Below are 19,508 nucleotides of genomic sequence, written 5' to 3'. Positions count from 1 at the left end.
ATAAAAAAAACCATTCACCGCGGTGAATGGTTTTTCTGTTTTATGATAATAGTATCCTAATTAATAATTAATTTTCAAAACTGAAAACTAAAAACCTGAACACTGAACACTTTTTTTTATGCTTCCATGTCAACCGTAGTCTTCTCAGCAATAGCCTTATAAGTTCCGTTAACTAATTTCTCACGGATAGCTTCAAAAGCAGTCAATGTTTCATTAATATCTTCAATAGTATGTGAAGCCGTAGGAATCATACGCAACAAGATAATTCCTTTTGGAATAACCGGATAAACCACAATAGACAAGAAAATACCATAATTCTCTCTCAAGTCGTTTACCATTACCATTGCTTCAGGAATACTTCCTTCAAGATATACCGGAGTAATACAGGTATTAGTATCCCCAATGTTGAATCCTTTTTCTTTTAAACCATTTTGCAATGCGTTTACATTAACCCAAAGCTTATCTTTAATTTCCGAAGATTTACGCAACAATTCCAAACGTTTCAAAGAACCAATAGTTTGAATCATTGGCAAAGCTTTGGCAAACATTTGCGAACGCAAATTGTATTTCAAATAATCAATAACATCTTTATCAGCAGCTACAAAAGCACCAATATTAGCCATCGATTTTGCAAAAGTCGAGAAGTAAACATCAATTCCATCCTGACAACCTTGCTCCTCACCTGCTCCGGCACCTGTTTTTCCAAGTGTACCAAAACCGTGCGCATCATCAACTAACAAACGGAAATTGTATTTCTCTTTCATCGCAACAATTTCTTTCAACTTTCCTTGTTGCCCACGCATTCCAAAAACACCTTCAGTAATGAATAAAATCCCTCCTCCGGTCTCTTTAGCCATTTTAGTAGCACGTTGCAGGTTTTTCTCCATGCTCTCCAAATCATTGTGCTTATACGTAAAACGCTTACCCATATGCAAACGAACACCGTCAATAATACAAGCATGAGAATCTACATCATACACAATAATATCATTTTTAGTAACCAAAGCATCTATAATAGACACCATTCCCTGGTAACCGAAATTCAATAAATAAGCCGATTCTTTCATTACAAATTCAGCCAATTCTTTTTCTAATTGTTCGTGATAAGTAGTATGTCCACTCATCATACGAGCTCCCATTGGGTAGGCAGCACCAAACTGAATCGCAGCATCAGTATCAGCCTGACGTACTTCAGGATGATTCGCTAAACCTAAATAGTCATTCAAACTCCAGTTCAAAATATCTTTTCCAGCAAACTTCATTCTAGGCCCTAGTTCTCCCTCTAATTTTGGAAATACAAAATATCCTTCTGCTTGCGAAGCCCATTTTCCTAACGGTCCTTTATTGCTCTGAATTCTTTCGAATAAATCTTTTACCATACTATCGTGATGTAATAACATTAATTTTTAACAGTTTGCAAAAATAATTATTTAAATTTTATTAGCGGCTTTTAAGCTAAATTTATTTTAGGAGCAAAACAATGGTCATCTAAAACCACTTTTACTCCTGCTTTCGCCTTTATCTCCTTTCGCTCCGCTACAGGAGGATATCGGCTCTATCAGGGCTATTAAAGAAGAATTTGTTTCCAAAACGACTGATAATAAAAAAACTACTTATTATTTGTAAGAAAAAATAAATATATTTGAAGTTAAATAAACATCGGCATTTAACTAGTTACCTGCAATTTTAGCGTCGAACCTTCGAATGAAAGAAATAAATCCGAATAGAATAACATTTTATAAATTCCTAAATGGAGACATTTCAAAGGAATCATTAGAGCATTGGATTTATGAAAACAAAGAGCTTGAAAAACTTTTTCAAAAAGACCATTACATTGATTTGCTAGCATTTAATTATAAAAGTACAGAAACTAGAAACTATATAAAATCAGTAGTAAAAAAACACTTGGATTGGCAAGAATTTGAAAAATGGAGAACTATTGAACTACTTGAAAAAATAAAAACTGGTAATATTGAATTTGTCCTAGCAACTCGTAAATTAAGACAACTATATCTTGAACAAGAAGAAGAAATTAGAGAGCCATTTATTTCAATTGAATTGGCAATTGGTTACGAAAGTCTGCTTGACAATTGTCCAATAGAATCCGAATATCATCAATGGAATTCTGAAGCTCTTAAAAAACAACTTGAGCCTATGGAATTGTATCGAAACGTTTTTTTGATAACACTTGAAAAAAAACTTACTAAATTATTAAATTCTGAATTTCATTAATTAATATTAGTTTGAGAACACAGAAGCTCTAGAAAGCGTGACGCTAGCACTAGCAAGAGGAGTTGTGCAAAATATTTTACTCATAAATATAAAAAACAAAATCTAAAATAAATGGCAGATTACGTAACAAAAATAATAACAGAAAGCGCTAATAGCATTTCTATTTGTTTTTTTATTGAGCAAAACAATGTTATAGAGATTGGAAAAAAAATAAAGAAAACTGTTAGTAATACTTTTGGAAAATTTATAATAAGATTATTTCCAAATGTAGCAGAAATGAACGGCTATAACTGGAAAGGTTTTATAAATTATTATCTACAAAAAAATCATCCCGAAGTTTTACAAAACATGGAAACAGATCCAGAAGCCGGAATGTATGTTGCTTATTATGAAATAAGTGCTACAAATGAAAAAAAAGCAGATAAATTAATCGAAATAATTATAGAATTAATAGAAAATGAATCCAAATTATTAATGGAAATTAAGAACGATGGAAAACTAATTAAATGGAATCAAGACTAAAAATTCCTTCGCTACCGCACGAATCCTTTCGTGTGGTAGGTTTCTAAATCAATACGGAGCTACTTATGGAGTTCCCTCCTACGTCGGGAAGACAAGTTTGCGGGAATAGATTAAGAATTAAAAAATTAGCAATACAACTATAAACAAACTAATTATGACACTAGAACAACTAAAGTATCCAATTGGAAAGTTTGAGCAACCATTAACAATCACGAAAGACATTTTATCACAATGGATTTCGGATATTTCATCTTTCCCAACAAGACTAAAAAATGAAGTCAATCATTTAACTGATGAACAGTTAGACACTCAATACAGGCCTAACGGCTGGACAATCAGGCAAGTCATTCACCATTGTGCCGACAGCCACATGAACAGCTTAACCCGTTTGAAACTTACTCTAACCGAAGACCAACCCACAATCAAACCCTATTTCGAAGAACGATGGGCCGAACTTATCGACAGTAAAAAAATGCCTATTGCTCCCGCCTTAAAAATGATAGAAGGCATCCACGAAAGATGGACAGCCTTATTAAACCACCTCACAGAAGAAGAAAACAGCAGAATCTTTATTCATCCTGAACACGGAAAAACATTTAGAATAGACGAAAACATCGGAGTCTATGCATGGCATTGCAATCATCATTTGGCTCACATCACAGAAACAAAAAAACGTAACAACTGGAAATAAAAATAGTCAGTAAAAAATAAGTCAACAGAAAGCAGTAGCAGATTAAGTTTCTGATTTCACGAATATTTATAAATGCATTCTATAACAAAACCTATCCAGCTAGCGCCACGTTCACACCAGCAAGTGCAACAATCCTATAAAATAACTTATGAAAATTTCCGCATCAATAAAAAGTTCTTTTCAACTCCATGAAGTGAATGTTGAAACCGAAAATAATAAAAAAAGCATTTCGATAAGCCCGAAAACAGAAGGTTATGGTTCGTCAATTAATGGTGGAGAATTACTTTTCTTATCTCTGGCTACATGCTTTTGTAATGATTTATATCGAGAAGCAGCCAAGAGAAATATAAAAATTGACACCGCAGAAATTATTGTTTCAGGGGAATTTGGCAGTGAAGGCGAGCCTGCTAAAAACATCATTTATAAAGTACAGATTCAAGCAAAAAAACATTCGGATGCTCAAATTTGTGATCTAATTGAGAAAGTGGACAAGATTGCAGAAATTCACAATACTTTGCGGCAAGGCATAAACGTTACATTAATAAAATAATACACTACTGTTAAACCAATCCTTCATATATTAAAAGTTTCATTTCGTGAGTGATTGCTCATTCTACAACTAAAAACAAAAATGAATAACACCAAAGTTTACAAAATGTCCTTTGCTTCCGTCTATCCGCATTACATTCAAAAAGCGGAGAAAAAAGCACATACCAAAGCCGAAGTAGATGAAATTATTTTTTGGCTAACAGGGTACGATGAACAAACTTTATCTCAAATAATCGAAAACAAAACCGACTTTGAGACTTTCTTTGCCCAGGCACCACAAATCAATCCAAATGTTTCTAAAATTACGGGAGTTATCTGCGGCTACCGTGTAGAAGAAATTGAAGACAAACTCATGCAGCAAATTCGTTACTTAGACAAATTGATTGACGAATTAGCAAAAGGAAAGTCAATGGATAAAATTTTGAGGAAATAAATCAATTCTTAACTCAATCTTTATATATTTGTCGGCACCACAACATTAATAACCCACTAAATACAAACAGCTTACAAAACACTACAACCCCTACCCAACCTCAAAACAAACCTACAATGAGCAAACCAACAAACTATTACCAACTAACCACAAACCCTTATTTTGAGAATAAAAAACTACCTTCTATTTATTTTAACCTTAGTATTATTTTCCTGTAGCCAGGACGACGACATCGCAGAACAACCAGCCGAACAAACTACCGATCAAACCGCAGGCCCGCAATCAGGCGTTGTACTTACTTTTGATGATGATTATGTGGACGAATGGTACGAAGCGAATACACTTCTACAGCCTTACAATTGGAAAGCCACATTTTTTGTAACAAAATTCAATCAATTATCCGGAGCCAAAATTCAGGAGCTTAAGGATTTAAAAAGTCAGGGACACGAAATTGGAGCTCATGGGGTAAATCATTTAAATGCTCCCAATTATATTTCTGCAAATGGAACGGCTGCTTATATGAATGACGAAATTTTTCCTATGTTGGATGCAATGCGTGAAAACAATTTGGCTCCCACTTCCTTTGCTTATCCTTACGGTGCAAGAGACAAAGCTACCGACAACCTGCTTCTTAGTGAATTCCAAATTATTAGAGGAACAACTTATGACATGATAAATCCGGCTTATCAAAACTGTTATTTTGACAATAACAGATTGGTTTTTGGTCTTGGCATCGATAATAATTACTCCCATTTTAGTGTCTCATACTTCTTATCACTTTTAGAATACGCCAAAAACAACAACAAAATTGTGATTTTCTATGCCCATAAACCGGTTTCCACTGTTAAAAACAATTACGAAACCGAGTTTAAAACACTAATTGAGATATGTAATTATGTAAAAAAGAATAAAATGAAATTTTACAAAACATCCGAATTATATGCTTTACAAAAAAGTATTTAAAAACTAATTGGGTAAAATAACAGTTATCAACAGCAAGAATTGAGTAGGCAAAACAATAAAAAAACCTTTGCGAAACAGCAACTAAGCGGCAAGCTTTAAAAATAAAGCCATATCTTTGAAGTGCTATCTCAATACTTCAATCCATGTCAAATAATCCAAAAGAATTAAAACTTGCCGTTCTGATTGATGCCGACAATGTTCCCTACAGCAATGTAAAAGGAATGATGGAAGAAATCACCAAATTTGGTACTCCTACCACCAAACGCATTTATGCCGACTGGACTAAACCCAATGCCGGCGGATGGAAATCGGTTTTACTGGAACACGCCATTACGCCCATTCAGCAATACAGCTACACCACTGGTAAAAATTCTTCTGATTCAGCTTTGATTATCGATGCAATGGATTTATTGTATTCCGGAAAATTAGACGGTTTTTGTATCGTTTCCAGCGATAGCGATTTTACACGTCTGGCTATTCGTCTTCGGGAATCAGGAATGAGAGTGATAGGAATTGGCGAACAAAAAACACCAAAACCATTTATCAGCGCCTGTGACCGATTTATATTTATCGAAGTTTTAGATGGAGCTATCAAGAAAAAAGCGCCTAAAACTATCATCGACACCAAGAAACCAGTCGAAAAAACCACTACTAAAACTCCTGAAAAACCAACACAAAAACCGCTCAACAAAATTGACGAACCCACTATTGAATTAATCGAATCTACCATTGAAGATCTTGCCGATGATGCCGGCTGGGCATTCCTGGGCGATGTAGGAAACCTGATTGTAAAGAAAAAACCGGAATTCGACCCTAGAAATTATGGCTTTTCAAAACTGACTCCTATGCTAAAATCGCTTACTGACATTCTTGAAATCGACGAAAGAGATTCCGATAAAAAAGGAATTAAGCATGTTTATGTGCGCTTATTGTTCAGTTAAATTTTGTTACACACATTAGAAAACAGATAAAATTCTAAAAACACAATACAAATTCATTCCGTACAGCTTTCGCCAAAACATTAAATAAATATTAAAATTCCAGGTATTTATTTAATTCTTGGTTATTCTTCTTATTTTAGATAACCACAACCCATATCTATCATGAGAAAAGAATTTTTCACCATCGGCATTGGTCTTTTTATCCTAAGTCTTGCTGCCCATTTTTTGTTCAAAACCAGTTTGTTAATTGCCATTTCTATATTCATATTATTAATTATCGGCATCTTCAACAGTTTTCAGCACAAACATACCATTCTTAGAAATTTTCCTGTTTTAGGTTATTTTAGGTATATTTTTGAAGAAATAGCTCCTGAAATTCAGCAATATTTTATCGAAAGAACTACTGATGGAAAACCTTTTTCCAGAAACGAACGTTCTCTGGCTTATCGACGTGCTAAAAACATTAGCGACACAACTCCTTTTGGAACCCAACTGGACATCAACAATTCTTCTTACGAAGGTTTAAAACACTCTATTTTTCCGGCAAAAGTAAACCATGAATTACCTCGTGTAACCATTGGTGGCGCTGAATGCAAACAACCTTATTCGGCTTCTTTATTTAATATTTCAGCGATGAGTTTTGGTTCATTGAGCGAAAACGCCATTATAGCACTGAATAAAGGTGCACAAAAGGGAAATTTTTACCACAACACCGGCGAAGGCGGACTCACCCAATACCATTTACAAGGTGGAGATGTTTGCTGGCAAATAGGAACAGGATATTTTGGTTGTCGCAATGATGAAGGAAATTTTGATGCCGAAAAATTCAAAGAAAAAGCCAATCATCCTTTTGTAAAGATGATTGAAATTAAACTTTCGCAAGGTGCCAAACCCGGACATGGAGGCGTATTACCTGCCAAAAAAAATACCGAGGAAATCGCAAAAATAAGAGGTGTAAAACCGCATACCGAAATACTTTCACCACCTTGTCATACTGCTTTCAACACCCCAAAAGGCCTGATCGAATTTATTGCCCACTTACGCGAATTAGCCAATGGAAAACCCATTGGATTCAAACTCTGTATAGGTCAAACCTTAGAATTTGAAGCCATCTGTCAGGAAATGATGGAACAAAATTGCTACCCTGATTTTATAACGGTCGATGGTGCCGAAGGTGGTACGGGTGCAGCTCCTTTAGAATTTTCGGATGGTGTAGGCATGCCCTTAGAACCCGCTTTAATCTTTGTAAACAAAACATTAATCAGACTAAACATTCGTGAAAAAATGCGTATTATCTGTAGCGGAAAAATAATCTCAGGACATGCAATACTTAAAGCAATTGCCCTGGGAGCCGATTTATGCAATAGTGCCCGCGGATTCATGTTTTCATTGGGATGCATCCAGGCTTTGCGCTGCAACACCAATAAATGTCCTGTAGGAGTAGCCACCCAAGACCGAATGCTCGAAAAAGGATTGGTAATATCGGATAAGTTTGAAAGAGTATATCATTTTCATAAAAACACCTTGCATGCTGCCAATGAATTGCTGGCTGCCGCAGGAAAGACGAGTTATGAAGAAGTAGATGGCTCAATTTTTATGCGTGGAGATGAATTTACACACCTGTCTGATTTGTATTTCCCGGATAATTTAGGAAATGTCACCAAGCATTAAAAAAAGGGAGGGCTATTAAAGCCCTCCAAAATTGGTTTTGATTTACTATTCTCAACTTATAATTAACTAAATTCTGCTGCTGATTGTGTTCTCATTTTTCTACCCAAATTAACATACACACATAATGAATCAAAACCACAGCATAAAGGTACAACTATTATTGAAACAAAAGCAAATTACAGCAAATATTTTAATAGATAATTAACTTAAAACCAGACAATTAACACACCAAATCACTACCCAAAGAAATTCTCATTTTTAATCTTTTTTACCAAGGTTTATTCAGAGTTATTTTAGAAAAAACAGCCTAAATTTCATCGTTTAGAAACGATCTTTTCGGTTTATAGCATAAAAAAAGGGGCTATTAAAGCCCCCCTATGTTAGTTTTGATTTATCATTATCACCTTATACATATACCAGTATAGCTGACTATTGAAATATTATCTCACGTAGAACGTAGAAGATTAACACTTTCAAGTAATTAATCAAAACCACGAAGTAAAGATACGAATAACTTTATTCTCTTTAACCAAAAACCACTCTTTTAACTGATTATTAACCGATTACAAAAATATTATTAATTTAAACCCTAAGAATTCAATCTGATTCAGACTAAAAAAACACTCTACAGCCAACCGCCTAGCTTATATCAATCTCCTGATTACGGCTCAAAAAATTATTACATTTGCACAAAATCACAACAAAAAAATTATGCAACTCGTTTTTGCCTCAAACAACAAAAATAAAATCCGGGAAATTCAGCAATTACTTCCTGCTTCAATTGAAATTCTAAGCCTGGAAGCTATTGGATGCCATGAAGAAATCCCTGAAACTGCCAATACTATTGAAGGAAACGCTATTCTAAAAGCCAATTATGTAACTGAAAAATACGGTTACGATTGTTTTGCAGATGATACCGGTCTGGAGGTAGAAGCCTTAAACGGAGAACCGGGCGTATATTCTGCCCGATATGCCGGAGAACAACGCGATGCCGAAGACAATATGAATCTTTTATTAGAAAATTTAGCAGAGCAAACCAATAGAAATGCCCAATTTAAAACCGTTATTGCTCTAAACCTTAATGGCAAACAACAGCTGTTTACAGGAATTGCCAAAGGAAAAATTACTACCGAAAAATCAGGTAATCAAGGATTTGGCTACGATCCTATTTTCCAGCCCGAAGGATTTCAGGAAACCTTTGCCGATTTAGCATTGGAAACCAAAAATCAAATTAGCCATAGAGGAAAAGCAACCCAATTACTGATTTCGCACTTAAACGAAATAAAATAATCATTTGGAATTCAATATTTTTTGTCCATTTTTTTCATAGGCATCCCCATTGTTTGCTGCTAAAATTCAAAAATCTAAAGCTTTATTTTTAGTTTTCAAACATAACTTTCTGATAATCAAAACATATTAAATCATTAAAACTTAAAATTGCATTAGTTTATGTGGATTATTAACAGTAATTTTGCACCCTATTTTAAAAATACATATGAATAAATTTGAACAATTAGGATTAAGTGAATCGTTACTGAAGGCGATTATTGATCTAGGATTTGAGAATCCGTCAGAAGTACAGGAGAAAGCGATTCCCCTATTATTGGAAAAAGATACAGATTTAGTTGCGTTGGCTCAGACTGGGACAGGGAAAACGGCAGCTTTTGGTTTTCCAGTTATCCAAAAAATTGATGCCGACAATAGAAATACGCAGGCGTTGATTTTATCTCCAACGCGCGAACTTTGCTTACAGATAACCAACGAACTTAAAAACTACTCTAAATACGTAAAAGGTATTAATGTGGTAGCAGTTTACGGCGGAGCTAGTATTACAGAACAAGCCAGAGAAATTAAAAGAGGTGCACAAATTATTGTGGCAACTCCAGGAAGAATGCAGGATATGATTAACAGAGGATTGGTAAACATTTCTCAAATCAACTATTGTATCCTTGACGAAGCAGACGAAATGTTGAACATGGGATTCTATGATGATATCGTAAATATCCTTTCAACAACCCCAGACGAAAAAAGCACTTGGTTATTTTCTGCAACCATGCCAGCTGAAGTTGCCAGAATTGGAAAACAATTCATGAGCAATCCTCAAGAAATTACTGTTGGAACTAAAAACTCAGGTTCAGCAACGGTTTCTCACGAATTTTACTTAGTAAATGCCCGTGACCGTTATGAAGCTTTGAAACGTTTAGCCGATGCTAACCCAGACATTTTCTCAGTAGTATTCTGTAGAACAAAACGTGACACTCAGGCTGTTGCCGAAAAATTAATCGAAGATGGATACAGCGCTGCTGCATTACACGGAGATTTATCTCAGGCACAACGTGATGGTGTAATGAAATCTTTCCGTGGAAGACAAATCCAAATGCTTGTTGCTACTGACGTTGCTGCCCGTGGAATTGACGTTGACAACGTAACTCACGTAGTAAACTATCAATTACCTGATGAAGTTGAAACTTACAACCACCGTTCAGGAAGAACTGGTCGTGCTGGTAAATTAGGAACTTCTATCGTAATTGTTACTAAAAGTGAATTGCGTAAAATTTCGTCTATCGAAAGAATCATCAAACAAAAATTTGAAGAAAAAACAATTCCTTCAGGAATCGAAATTTGCGAAATCCAATTATTACACCTAGCCAACAAAATTAAAGATACTGAAGTTGATCACGAAATTGACAACTACTTACCGGCTATTAATGATGTATTAGAAGGTTTATCTAAAGAAGAATTGATCAAGAAAATGGTTTCTGTTGAATTTAACCGTTTCATAAATTACTACAAGAAAACCAGAGATCTTTCTTCTCAATCAGGAGACAGACGTGAACGCAGTGATGACCGTGCTCCAAGAGAAAACAACAATGGTGGTGCTACACGTTATTTCGTGAACATTGGTTCAAGAGATAATTTTGACTGGATGTCATTAAAAGATTACCTGAAAGAAACATTAGACTTAGGTCGTGATGACGTTTTCAAAGTAGACGTAAAAGAAGGATTCTCTTTCTTTAACACTGACCCTGAACACACTGATAAAGTAATGGAAGTATTGAACAACGTACAATTAGAAGGACGTCGTATCAATGTAGAGATTTCTAAAAATGATGGTGGCGGAAGACGTGACCATAACGGAAGAAATTCCGGAGGAAGAAGTTCTGCTCCAAGACGTGAAGGTAACTTTGCTCCAAGAAGAGAAGGTGGTTTTAGAAGTGAAAGAAACTCAGCTCCAAGAGAAGGCGGCTTCAGAAGCGAAAGAAGTTCAGCTCCTAGAAGAGAAGGTTCTTCTGATAGAGCTCCTAGACGTTCTGAAAGTTTCGGTGATTCACCGAGACCAAGAAGACCAAGAAGAGACTAACAGACCACTGTTAATTTTCTTATAATTAAAATAATAAACTACAAAATATTTAAAGCCGTTTTATTACTTTTAAAGTTTTAAACCAGTTTATGAAATATTTTGTAGTTTTCTTTTTTTTAATACTATCTGCAGCCTCTTTTGCTCAAGTTACAACTCCTTACCAAAAGGTAACAGGCTACATCTATAACGATAATACAAAAGCCCCCTTAACAGGAGTTAACATTATAAACATCAACAAGGTAAGAGGCGCTGTAACCGACTCAAAAGGATATTTTGAAATTGATGTTCATCCTACAGATACTTTACATTTTTCCTTTTTAGGATTCCAATCATTAAGAGTTAAAGTAACCAATGACTGGATCAAAAACAAGGTCGCTAAAATTTTCTTAACTGAAAAAGCCATCGCTTTAGAAGAAGTGGTTATCCGACCATTTAACCTGACAGGCTATCTGGAAGTTGACTCGAAAACCATCCCTATAAATCAAAACTACCGTTATAATATTTCAGGATTAAATAGCGGCTACGAAGCAGGAGAATATTCGCCGGGAGCATTTGGAAAAGTATTGGGTTCTATTTTTAACCCAGCCGATATGCTGTACAACTTCTTTGGTAAAAAATCGACAGAGCTAAAAAAACTTAGGGAAATGAAAAAAGACGATACCGTTAGAAATCTTCTGGAATCTAAATTTGATCGTGAGACATTAGCCGTTTTATTAGGTATCGATAAAAAAGAAATCCCTGAAATACTGCAAAGATGCAATTACTCGGAATCTTTTATTCAAACAGCAAACGACTTACAAATCATGGATGCCATAAGCGGATGCTATGAACAATACAAAGTCTTGAAGAAGAAATAAACTAAAATTTCAGAATTTAGATATCAGATTTCAGTCCTCAATTACAAAAGTAGTTGAGGATTTTTCTTATTTTTACCAATATAGATTATAATGTTTTTCTATTTTTGACTAAAAAAACAAACTATAATTCTTATAAAAATGAAATACTCAATTACAGTCTTAATTATATTTTTCACACTAAACCCAACATTTTGTATTGGTCAAACAAAATTTATTCAACAAAAAGCAGGACATATCTTCTACATAGATGTACCTGATTATATGAATAGAACTATTGGACTTAATAATGATGCTGCGATACAATACAAAAACAGTGTAAAAGATGTTTGTACTATTGTTATCGAAGATAGTAAAGAAGATCTTGCAATAGTAGATCTGCACTACTCATCAATAAATGAATTTCACGAAGAGTTTATTAAAGATTTTTTAAAAGATGAAGAAAAAAGAAATATTTCTAAACCTACTTCCCAATCAAAAAATAACATCAATTTTATTGAATTTGATGCGTCATACTACGACAAGGAAGCAAAGATTGGAATTTATTATCTGGTAGGCATTGTTGAAAGTAAATCACATTTTTATAAAGTTCTCTCTTGGACAAACTTAGAAAATAAAGATAAATTCAAAGCTGATTTTCAAAATACGCTATATAGTTTAAAAGATTAATCCATTCGAAATCAAACAAAACATCTCCTCAATTACAAAGTAGTTGGGGATTTTTTTTAGATAAAAAGAAAAACAAACACAATAAGCCCTACATTTACTAAAACACAACCTCAAAACACAATTACCATGGCAAAAAGTCAAGACGCTAAAAAGACGGTTAAAAAAGAACCGTTAAAAACAGCAAAAGAGAAGAAAGAAGAAAAAAGAGAGAAAAAAAACAGTCCCAAAAGAGACTAAATTTAGTGAGCAGTGTTCAGAATTTAGTATTCAGTTACAAACGAGCTGAACACTAAATTCTGATTACTCAACACTTTCTTATTTTACTGGAATATTCTCCAAAATTTCGACTAAAAATTTCCAGAATTTTTGAGAAGAAACAATACTGGCTCTTTCGTCAGGTGAGTGCGCACCACGGATTGTTGGTCCAAAAGAAATCATATCCATATCAGGATAATTTGCTCCTAAAATTCCACATTCTAAACCAGCGTGACAAGCCACTACTTTTGGTTTTTCTCGGTTTAATTTTTCATAAATTGGAACCAAGGTTGCTAAAATAGTCGAATCAGGATTAGGAGTCCAACCCGGATAAGAACCTGAAATTTCCACTTCACAACCCATTAATTCGAAAGCCGAACGCAGGTCGTTAGCCAAATCAAACTTAGCCGATTCAACCGAAGAACGTGTCAAACATTGCACGGATAATTTCCCTTTACCAACAGCAACTTTAGCTATATTATTAGAAGTTTCGACTAGATTATCAAAATCGGCACTCATTCTGTGTACACCATTAGCAGCAGTCGCCATCGAACGCACAAAATAATATTGCGCCATTGGAGGCATTACTTTTGACGGTGCCTTTTTTAATTTCTCGAAAACAATTTCTAAATTAGGTTCGGTAGTTTTTAGTTCATTTTTAATTTCGCTGACAATTTGCTGCATATCAAAAACAAAAGCCTCATCATAAACCGAAGCAATAGCAACCTTTGCCACACTTTCGCGCGGAATAGCATTGCGTAAACTTCCTCCATGTATTTCCGAAATTTGCAAACCAAAATTATCAAAACCATCATATAAAACTCGATTCATGATTTTATTGGCATTCCCTAAACCTTTGTGAATATCAATCCCCGAATGCCCTCCTTTGAGTCCTTTTACGGTAATAGTATATCCCACAGAATGATCCGGAGTTTCCTCCTCATCGTACTCAGCCACCGCAGTAACATCAATTCCTCCTGCACAACCAATATCTATTTCATCGTCTTCTTCGGTATCCAAATTCAACAGAATCTCGCCTTGAAGTAAACCGCCTTTTAAATGCATCGCACCTGTCATTCCGGTTTCCTCATCAACAGTAAACAAGGCTTCAATAGCAGGATGTGCAATAGTGGTACTTTCTAAAACACTCATAATAGCAGCCACCCCCAGGCCGTTATCAGCACCCAGAGTTGTTCCTTTGGCACGAACCCAGTCGCCATCAACATACATTTCGATTCCTTGATTAGCAAAGTCAAAAACAGTATCGGCATTTTTTTGATGCACCATATCCAAATGCCCTTGCAACACAATCGGCTTACGATTTTCCATCCCCGCCGTGGCTGGTTTTCGAATAATTACGTTATGAATTTTATCTTCAAAAACTTCCAAACCTAAGCTTTCACCAAAGCTTTTTATAAACTCCACAACGCGTCCTTCTTTTTTTGAAGGTCTTGGAACTGCATTCAAATTGACAAAATTATTCCACAATGCCTTAGGTTCTAAATTCCGTATCTCTTGACTCATATCTTGTATTTTCGATTTAAAAAACTCAAAGTTACAAAGTTTAAAATCCTTTTTTAGCATTATAATTGATTATTGTAATTATATTTACGCTTAAAAAAATGTTATTTTGAAACGGAAATACCTACTCCCTTTTTTACTCCTTATTCAGATTTTAATTCTCAAAATAATTCGCTTTTTCCCTGAGACTGTAGAAGTATTTTACAGCAATGGATTCTATCCTTATCTATCCAATTTCCTCAGAATCATTTTAGGCTGGATTCCGTTTTCAATAGGTGATGTATTGTATTTTATGTTGATTTTATTGGCAGTAAAATGGTTTTGGAATAATAGAAAAAACTGGACTCGAAGCAAGGTCGGACAAAACGGTACTAAAACGAATTGGAAAGACCTATCGCTATCCATTTTAAGCGTACTCTCCGTGTTTTATTTTTTCTTTCATTTTCTTTGGGCAATCAACTATTACAGAATTCCCCTTTTCGAAAAAATAAAAATTGAACGTGATTATTCGGATGCTGATTTGTATAATTTCACAAAAAAAATCATTATCAAAACCAATGAAATTCACAGGCAAATTACCAAAAATGATAGTCTGAAAGTAGTTTTTCCCTACTCAAAAGAAGTCGCTTTTATCAAAAACTTATATGGCTATAAAAATCTGGCTGCTCAATATCCGTTTTTTGCTTATTCGAATTTAAGTATCAAAAAATCGTTATTTAGTTTACCGCTAACCTATATGGGTTTTGGTGGTTATTTAAATCCTTTTACCAATGAAGCCCAAGTAAACTCTTTAATGCCAATGTACAATTTCCCCACAACAAGTTGTCACGAAATGGCGCATCAGATGGGTTATGGCAGAGAAAGCGAATGCAATTTCATCGGATTTCTTGCTTCGATAAACAATGACGATTTGTACTTTAAATATTCAGGTTACAGTTTTGCCTTGCGCTATTGTTTGGGCAATTGGCAAACTAGAAACGAAAAAATACTCCAAAAATTATTAAAAACTGTTCATCCCGGAATTCTAAAAAATTTCGAAGAAAGTGAAAATTTCTGGATGCAGTATCAAACCCCTATAGAAAAAGGTTTTCATGCATTCTACGACCGCTATTTAAAACTAAACCAGCAAAAAGAAGGAATAGACAGCTACAGCAAATTTGTCAATTTACTGGTGAATTATTACAAAACAAAAGCACTCTGATTTTTTTGAATTAAGTTTTTTCCAACAACAAACCTGTAGCGGTAAGTCCCGGACCAAAAGCCATCGCTAAAATTTTAGTTCCAGAGGCAATGGTATCATCATGAATCATTTCGTCTAAAACATGAGGAATTGTAGATGAAGACATATTTCCATAACGATACAAAATATCATAAGACCATCTTGCCTGTTCTTTAGAAATCCCTACAGCCTCAACCACATAGTCTATTATTTTAGGCCCTCCGGGGTGTATTGCAAAACACATTTTGTCTTTTTCATCATCCATAACAATGCCTACTTTTTGGCAAAGTACCTCTAAAAAATGTTTGATGTTTTTTCTAATAAAAACTGGTACTCGTTTAGAAAGTGTCATCAAAAAATTATATTCTCCTAAGTCCCAGGACATATCTTCCAAAGTATCAGGAATAATGACTTCATGAGAGGCTAAAATTCGCATTCCTTTCTTGTCATCAAAGGTCTTATCATTCTTAAGAACCTCTTCGTCACAAAGAGAATACCCAATAAAACCATCGGCAAAAAGGGAGCAAATCATCGTATTAGCGGCCGAAAACTCGGTAAGATTCAAATGCGCCGACAACAGTTCGGTATGAACAATATCCACCCTCCCTTTATCCTGACTTGCACACAACAGACTACTTCCAGTTCTTATGGCAGGAAACGCTCCATAGCACCCCATCTGATACGAATGGGTTACCTTAGTGGTTTCCCAATTTCTCTTAATTACGGCATGCTGGGCAACACTAGGGGAAGAATATCCTGAACAGGTAACATGAATAAGATGTTCAGGCTGTGTTTCGTTTTTTAAATAAAACTCATCAAAAACATGATCCATGTGTCTCTTAAACCATTCCATCCTAACACCTATCTTAGGACCAAATACATCATCAGGATGAGCATCCAAACACGATGGTATGGGATATTCTAAAAATGGAGTATTAGCCATCTCATCTTCAATAAATTTTTCTACTTCGTCAAAAATCAAAATTTGCCTTTTACTGATATTCTCAAAAGGAATCGCATACTTATCCACTTGATCTGAAACTTCATCAAATTGCATAAATTGATTTTCCCCAGCCAAGGATTGAATATGTAACTTTTGAAAATGATAATATAAAAATTTAGTATACTGATTTAATTTTGATTGATCCATCAATTTCCCCAAAATAATCGGGTGAAAATTGAAAATTACAGTACTTTTCATTAATCTGAAATTTTGATTAACAACGAAGATGTTTTTTGGTATTTCTTTTAAATACGCACGTCAAAATGCAAGTAATTTTATAACAATAGTTAAAATTATTAGAAAAAATACGCAAAAAACAAACCGAAAAAGTATTGTTAAATCGGGGCAATTAAGATAACAACACACCCCCAAATTCTTGAACTAATTCAAGAATGCCACAATCATAATCTAATTATTAGGTAATAAATTAGACAAAAACCATTTTTAGAATACTATAAAGTTAAAAAAACTAAATAGGAAAAATTAGATTTTAATAATAAATTTTAACATAAATTAAATTTCTTCTTTAATATCCCATTGACGCAGTTTATTCAATCGCTCCTGCTCTTCTAATTCTTCTACTGGAATTACCTTCAAGAAAGAAGGATGCTGCTCGATAGCATATTCTATTTTCTCTACAATTTCGTCAATTGTATCGTTATCATAATCAATTTCAAGTGGTTCTTTAATGATAAACGACTGTAGTATTCCTTTCTTTTTCATTCGAATTCCCTTTCTGTCAAAAGAACGTCTAAAACCATCAATCACAATAGGAACTACAATTGGGCGATGCTGTTTGATAATATGAGCCGTTCCTTTTCGAACAGGCTTAAAGGAACGGGTTGTTCCTTGCGGAAAAGTAATTACCCAACCATCATTTAATGCTTTTTTAATATTTTCGGTATCATTAGGATTGACCGCTTTTTTTTCGGCAACATCCACACCTTCCGAACGCCAGGTTCTCTCAACAGGAATTGCTCCGGCATAAGACAATATTTTAGGCAATAATCCTGAACGCATGGTTTCTTTGGCTGCCACATAATAAATATTCATCTTGGGCTGCCAAAGGTATCCGATGTTTTTAATCGAATCAATCCGACCGCTTAAACTGGCATTAAACACATGAAACATCGCCACCACATCGGCAAAATAGGTTTGATGGTTGGAGATAAAAAGTACATTGGTATCGGGCAAATTTCGGATAATCTCCGAACCTTCGATTTGTAAATCGTTAAACCCTCTATAACGTCTATGGGTACAGCTTCCAAAAAAACGGATAAGCCATTTTTTCAAAAATAAGATATGTCCAAACGGATTTCTTTTAATAAGTCCCATAAACTGTGATTTGAAATTAAAAAACGAACTGTAAAATTACAAAAATATTATTTGAGAACCCTGATCCTACCCTTTCTAAACTACTTGTTTTCATCAACTAAAACCGAGTTTAAAACATCCCTCAATTCACTCAACATCATGGCTGTTGCTCCCCAAACAATATGTCCGTCAATCTTAAAAGCGGGAACTTCAATTAAAGAAGCATAAGAAGTTGATAAATTTTCGATGGTTAAAATACTGTCATCCCTAAAAACTTTCAGAGGCAATTCAATAATTGCGGCTACTTCGGCAGGATCCGGATTAAACTGGATTTCTTCCCTGCATATTCCTAAAAATGGATACACCATGAAATTACTCGGTGGAATATACAACGAACTAAATGCTTTTATAATTTCAATTTTATCACGACTAATTCCTATTTCCTCTTCCGTTTCTCTCAATGCGGTTGTTTGAAAATCGGCATCTTCCGGTTCGAATTTCCCTCCTGGAAAAGCAATTTGAGCCGAATGCACTCCTTTGTATGAATTTCGAACAATAAGAACCAAATGCGTTTCTTTGTTTTTAGGATAAAACAACATGGTCACAGCGGCTTCTTTGGGATTTATTTCTTTAAAATTTATTTTTCCCAAAAGCTCCTTTCTTTGTAATGGTATCATCTTCTCATGAGAAACAGCCGCAGGAAGTTCCTCTTGAATTAATTGAGGTATAAATTTTAAAAAATATTGAAAATCCATAATCAAAACCTATTTTTGCAAATAAAACATAAATATACTTTAGAAAACCAGTTCCCACAAGTTTTCTAAAACCAAAGCATTCATAAAATGTACAGTAAAGAAGAAACACAAAGATTAAAACGAGAATTCTGGGTAACATTTGCCGAAAAATATCCTAGAAAATGGATGTTGTACGACACTAAAATTAAAGACTTCTCTTTTAAATTTTTTGTTGACAATAAAAAGGCACAAGTTCTTATTGATATTGAACCCCGCAATACCGAAAAGAGAATCGCTTATTTTGAAAAACTGGAAGCTTTAAAAAATATTTTAGAAGAAGAATTTATTACTGATTTAGTTTTCGAAAAAGACTATGTTTTAGAAAACGGAAAAACAATCAGTCGTATTTGGGTAGAAAAATTAGGTGTTGGTTTTAGTAACCGTAATTATTGGGATAGCATTTTTGATTTCTACAATGAAAAAATGGATGCTCTGGAACGTTTTTATTTGGAATATGATGAGTTTATAAAGGATATTGAAAATTAAAAAAAGAATCATATTCTTACAATAAAGAAA

The 19,508-nt window shown here is 34.5% G+C and carries 19 protein-coding genes; 14 read left to right on the top strand and 5 right to left on the bottom strand.

From position 1 onward, the window contains the following. Positions 1–116: 116 nt before the first annotated feature. Entirely contained in the window at positions 117–1,379 is a 1,263-nt protein-coding gene (locus EOD40_RS17180; protein ID WP_128197713.1) for an aminotransferase class I/II-fold pyridoxal phosphate-dependent enzyme, read from the bottom strand. 325 nt (positions 1,380–1,704) lie between these two features. Here EOD40_RS17180 and EOD40_RS17175 point away from each other — a divergent pair, with 325 nt between their 5' ends. From EOD40_RS17175 to EOD40_RS17120, 12 genes are all read left to right on the top strand, one after another. Continuing rightward, positions 1,705–2,232, top strand: coding sequence for a hypothetical protein (locus EOD40_RS17175; RefSeq protein WP_128197651.1), 528 nt, complete (start codon positions 1,705–1,707; stop codon positions 2,230–2,232). Positions 2,233–2,343: 111 nt separating this feature from the next. After that, on the top strand, positions 2,344–2,754 hold the full coding sequence (locus EOD40_RS17170; RefSeq protein ID WP_128197650.1) for an Imm51 family immunity protein: 411 nt from the start codon (positions 2,344–2,346) through the stop codon (positions 2,752–2,754). 154 nt (positions 2,755–2,908) lie between these two features. Further along, on the top strand, positions 2,909–3,445 hold the full coding sequence (locus EOD40_RS17165; protein ID WP_128197648.1) for a YfiT family bacillithiol transferase: 537 nt from the start codon (positions 2,909–2,911) through the stop codon (positions 3,443–3,445). A 148-nt stretch (positions 3,446–3,593) separates the two neighbouring features. Next, the gene (locus EOD40_RS17160) at positions 3,594–3,995 is read left to right on the top strand and encodes an OsmC family protein (protein WP_128197646.1); all 402 of its coding nucleotides are present in this window, start codon (positions 3,594–3,596) and stop codon (positions 3,993–3,995) included. 81 nt (positions 3,996–4,076) lie between these two features. Next, entirely contained in the window at positions 4,077–4,427 is a 351-nt protein-coding gene (locus EOD40_RS17155) for a DUF2200 domain-containing protein (protein WP_128197645.1), read from the top strand. A gap of 162 nt (positions 4,428–4,589) precedes the next feature. Further along, complete coding sequence (locus tag EOD40_RS17150) at positions 4,590–5,390, top strand: polysaccharide deacetylase family protein (RefSeq protein WP_164905505.1); 801 nt, start codon at positions 4,590–4,592, stop codon at positions 5,388–5,390. A gap of 143 nt (positions 5,391–5,533) precedes the next feature. Next, a complete protein-coding gene (locus EOD40_RS17145; RefSeq protein WP_128197641.1) occupies positions 5,534–6,331 on the top strand; it encodes an NYN domain-containing protein in 798 nt (265 codons plus the stop codon). A gap of 162 nt (positions 6,332–6,493) precedes the next feature. Continuing rightward, positions 6,494–8,002, top strand: a complete 1,509-nt coding sequence (locus tag EOD40_RS17140) for an FMN-binding glutamate synthase family protein (protein ID WP_128197639.1) — start codon at positions 6,494–6,496, stop codon at positions 8,000–8,002. A gap of 711 nt (positions 8,003–8,713) precedes the next feature. After that, positions 8,714–9,292, top strand: a complete 579-nt coding sequence (locus EOD40_RS17135; protein WP_128197637.1) for a non-canonical purine NTP diphosphatase — start codon at positions 8,714–8,716, stop codon at positions 9,290–9,292. Between the two features lie 205 nt (positions 9,293–9,497). Beyond that, on the top strand, positions 9,498–11,363 hold the full coding sequence (locus tag EOD40_RS17130; protein WP_128197635.1) for a DEAD/DEAH box helicase: 1,866 nt from the start codon (positions 9,498–9,500) through the stop codon (positions 11,361–11,363). 89 nt (positions 11,364–11,452) lie between these two features. Next, entirely contained in the window at positions 11,453–12,220 is a 768-nt protein-coding gene (locus tag EOD40_RS17125; protein WP_128197634.1) for a carboxypeptidase-like regulatory domain-containing protein, read from the top strand. Between the two features lie 138 nt (positions 12,221–12,358). Next, positions 12,359–12,886, top strand: coding sequence for a hypothetical protein (locus EOD40_RS17120; protein WP_128197632.1), 528 nt, complete (start codon positions 12,359–12,361; stop codon positions 12,884–12,886). 315 nt (positions 12,887–13,201) lie between these two features. On the opposite strand, the gene EOD40_RS17110 is transcribed toward EOD40_RS17120, so the two are convergent. Further along, complete coding sequence (locus tag EOD40_RS17110; protein ID WP_128197630.1) at positions 13,202–14,665, bottom strand: aminoacyl-histidine dipeptidase; 1,464 nt, start codon at positions 14,663–14,665, stop codon at positions 13,202–13,204. A 106-nt stretch (positions 14,666–14,771) separates the two neighbouring features. On the opposite strand from EOD40_RS17110, the gene EOD40_RS17105 reads away from it, so the two are divergent. Further along, a complete protein-coding gene (locus EOD40_RS17105) occupies positions 14,772–15,863 on the top strand; it encodes a DUF3810 domain-containing protein (RefSeq protein WP_128197628.1) in 1,092 nt (363 codons plus the stop codon). Between the two features lie 10 nt (positions 15,864–15,873). On the opposite strand, the gene EOD40_RS17100 is transcribed toward EOD40_RS17105, so the two are convergent. From EOD40_RS17100 to EOD40_RS17090, 3 genes are all read right to left on the bottom strand, one after another. Next, positions 15,874–17,082 carry a 3-oxoacyl-[acyl-carrier-protein] synthase III C-terminal domain-containing protein gene (locus tag EOD40_RS17100; RefSeq protein ID WP_128197627.1) on the bottom strand — a complete coding sequence of 403 codons (1,209 nt, stop codon included), beginning with the start codon at positions 17,080–17,082 and terminating at the stop codon, positions 15,874–15,876. A 315-nt stretch (positions 17,083–17,397) separates the two neighbouring features. Beyond that, the gene (locus EOD40_RS17095) at positions 17,398–18,219 is read right to left on the bottom strand and encodes a lysophospholipid acyltransferase family protein (protein ID WP_128197625.1); all 822 of its coding nucleotides are present in this window, start codon (positions 18,217–18,219) and stop codon (positions 17,398–17,400) included. A gap of 80 nt (positions 18,220–18,299) precedes the next feature. Further along, positions 18,300–18,953 (bottom strand): NUDIX hydrolase, encoded by a 654-nt coding sequence (locus EOD40_RS17090; protein ID WP_128197624.1) that lies wholly within the window; start codon positions 18,951–18,953, stop codon positions 18,300–18,302. Between the two features lie 87 nt (positions 18,954–19,040). Here EOD40_RS17090 and EOD40_RS17085 point away from each other — a divergent pair, with 87 nt between their 5' ends. After that, positions 19,041–19,478, top strand: coding sequence for a DUF4268 domain-containing protein (locus tag EOD40_RS17085; protein ID WP_128197622.1), 438 nt, complete (start codon positions 19,041–19,043; stop codon positions 19,476–19,478). The last annotated feature ends 30 nt before the right edge of the window (positions 19,479–19,508 follow it).

The sequence above is a fragment of the Flavobacterium sufflavum genome, from assembly GCF_004016525.1.
In the GTDB taxonomy this organism is placed as follows: Bacteria; Bacteroidota; Bacteroidia; order Flavobacteriales; family Flavobacteriaceae; genus Flavobacterium; species Flavobacterium sufflavum.
This window is presented reverse-complemented; position numbering and strand designations above follow the sequence as displayed.

What these genes read in the sequence shown, in the direction of transcription:
- EOD40_RS17090 (WP_128197624.1), bottom strand. Translation starts at nt 18,953, where the DNA reads ATGGATTTTCAATATTTTTTAAAATTTATACCTCAATTAATTCAAGAG.
- EOD40_RS17155 (WP_128197645.1), top strand. Translation starts at nt 4,077, where the DNA reads ATGAATAACACCAAAGTTTACAAAATGTCCTTTGCTTCCGTCTATCCG.
- EOD40_RS17170 (WP_128197650.1), top strand. Translation starts at nt 2,344, where the DNA reads ATGGCAGATTACGTAACAAAAATAATAACAGAAAGCGCTAATAGCATT.
- EOD40_RS17180 (WP_128197713.1), bottom strand. Translation starts at nt 1,379, where the DNA reads ATGGTAAAAGATTTATTCGAAAGAATTCAGAGCAATAAAGGACCGTTA.
- EOD40_RS17160 (WP_128197646.1), top strand. Translation starts at nt 3,594, where the DNA reads ATGAAAATTTCCGCATCAATAAAAAGTTCTTTTCAACTCCATGAAGTG.
- EOD40_RS17125 (WP_128197634.1), top strand. Translation starts at nt 11,453, where the DNA reads ATGAAATATTTTGTAGTTTTCTTTTTTTTAATACTATCTGCAGCCTCT.
- EOD40_RS17110 (WP_128197630.1), bottom strand. Translation starts at nt 14,665, where the DNA reads ATGAGTCAAGAGATACGGAATTTAGAACCTAAGGCATTGTGGAATAAT.
- EOD40_RS17100 (WP_128197627.1), bottom strand. Translation starts at nt 17,082, where the DNA reads ATGAAAAGTACTGTAATTTTCAATTTTCACCCGATTATTTTGGGGAAA.
- EOD40_RS17145 (WP_128197641.1), top strand. Translation starts at nt 5,534, where the DNA reads ATGTCAAATAATCCAAAAGAATTAAAACTTGCCGTTCTGATTGATGCC.
- EOD40_RS17120 (WP_128197632.1), top strand. Translation starts at nt 12,359, where the DNA reads ATGAAATACTCAATTACAGTCTTAATTATATTTTTCACACTAAACCCA.
- EOD40_RS17130 (WP_128197635.1), top strand. Translation starts at nt 9,498, where the DNA reads ATGAATAAATTTGAACAATTAGGATTAAGTGAATCGTTACTGAAGGCG.
- EOD40_RS17175 (WP_128197651.1), top strand. Translation starts at nt 1,705, where the DNA reads ATGAAAGAAATAAATCCGAATAGAATAACATTTTATAAATTCCTAAAT.
- EOD40_RS17140 (WP_128197639.1), top strand. Translation starts at nt 6,494, where the DNA reads ATGAGAAAAGAATTTTTCACCATCGGCATTGGTCTTTTTATCCTAAGT.
- EOD40_RS17165 (WP_128197648.1), top strand. Translation starts at nt 2,909, where the DNA reads ATGACACTAGAACAACTAAAGTATCCAATTGGAAAGTTTGAGCAACCA.
- EOD40_RS17135 (WP_128197637.1), top strand. Translation starts at nt 8,714, where the DNA reads ATGCAACTCGTTTTTGCCTCAAACAACAAAAATAAAATCCGGGAAATT.
- EOD40_RS17085 (WP_128197622.1), top strand. Translation starts at nt 19,041, where the DNA reads ATGTACAGTAAAGAAGAAACACAAAGATTAAAACGAGAATTCTGGGTA.
- EOD40_RS17095 (WP_128197625.1), bottom strand. Translation starts at nt 18,219, where the DNA reads ATGGGACTTATTAAAAGAAATCCGTTTGGACATATCTTATTTTTGAAA.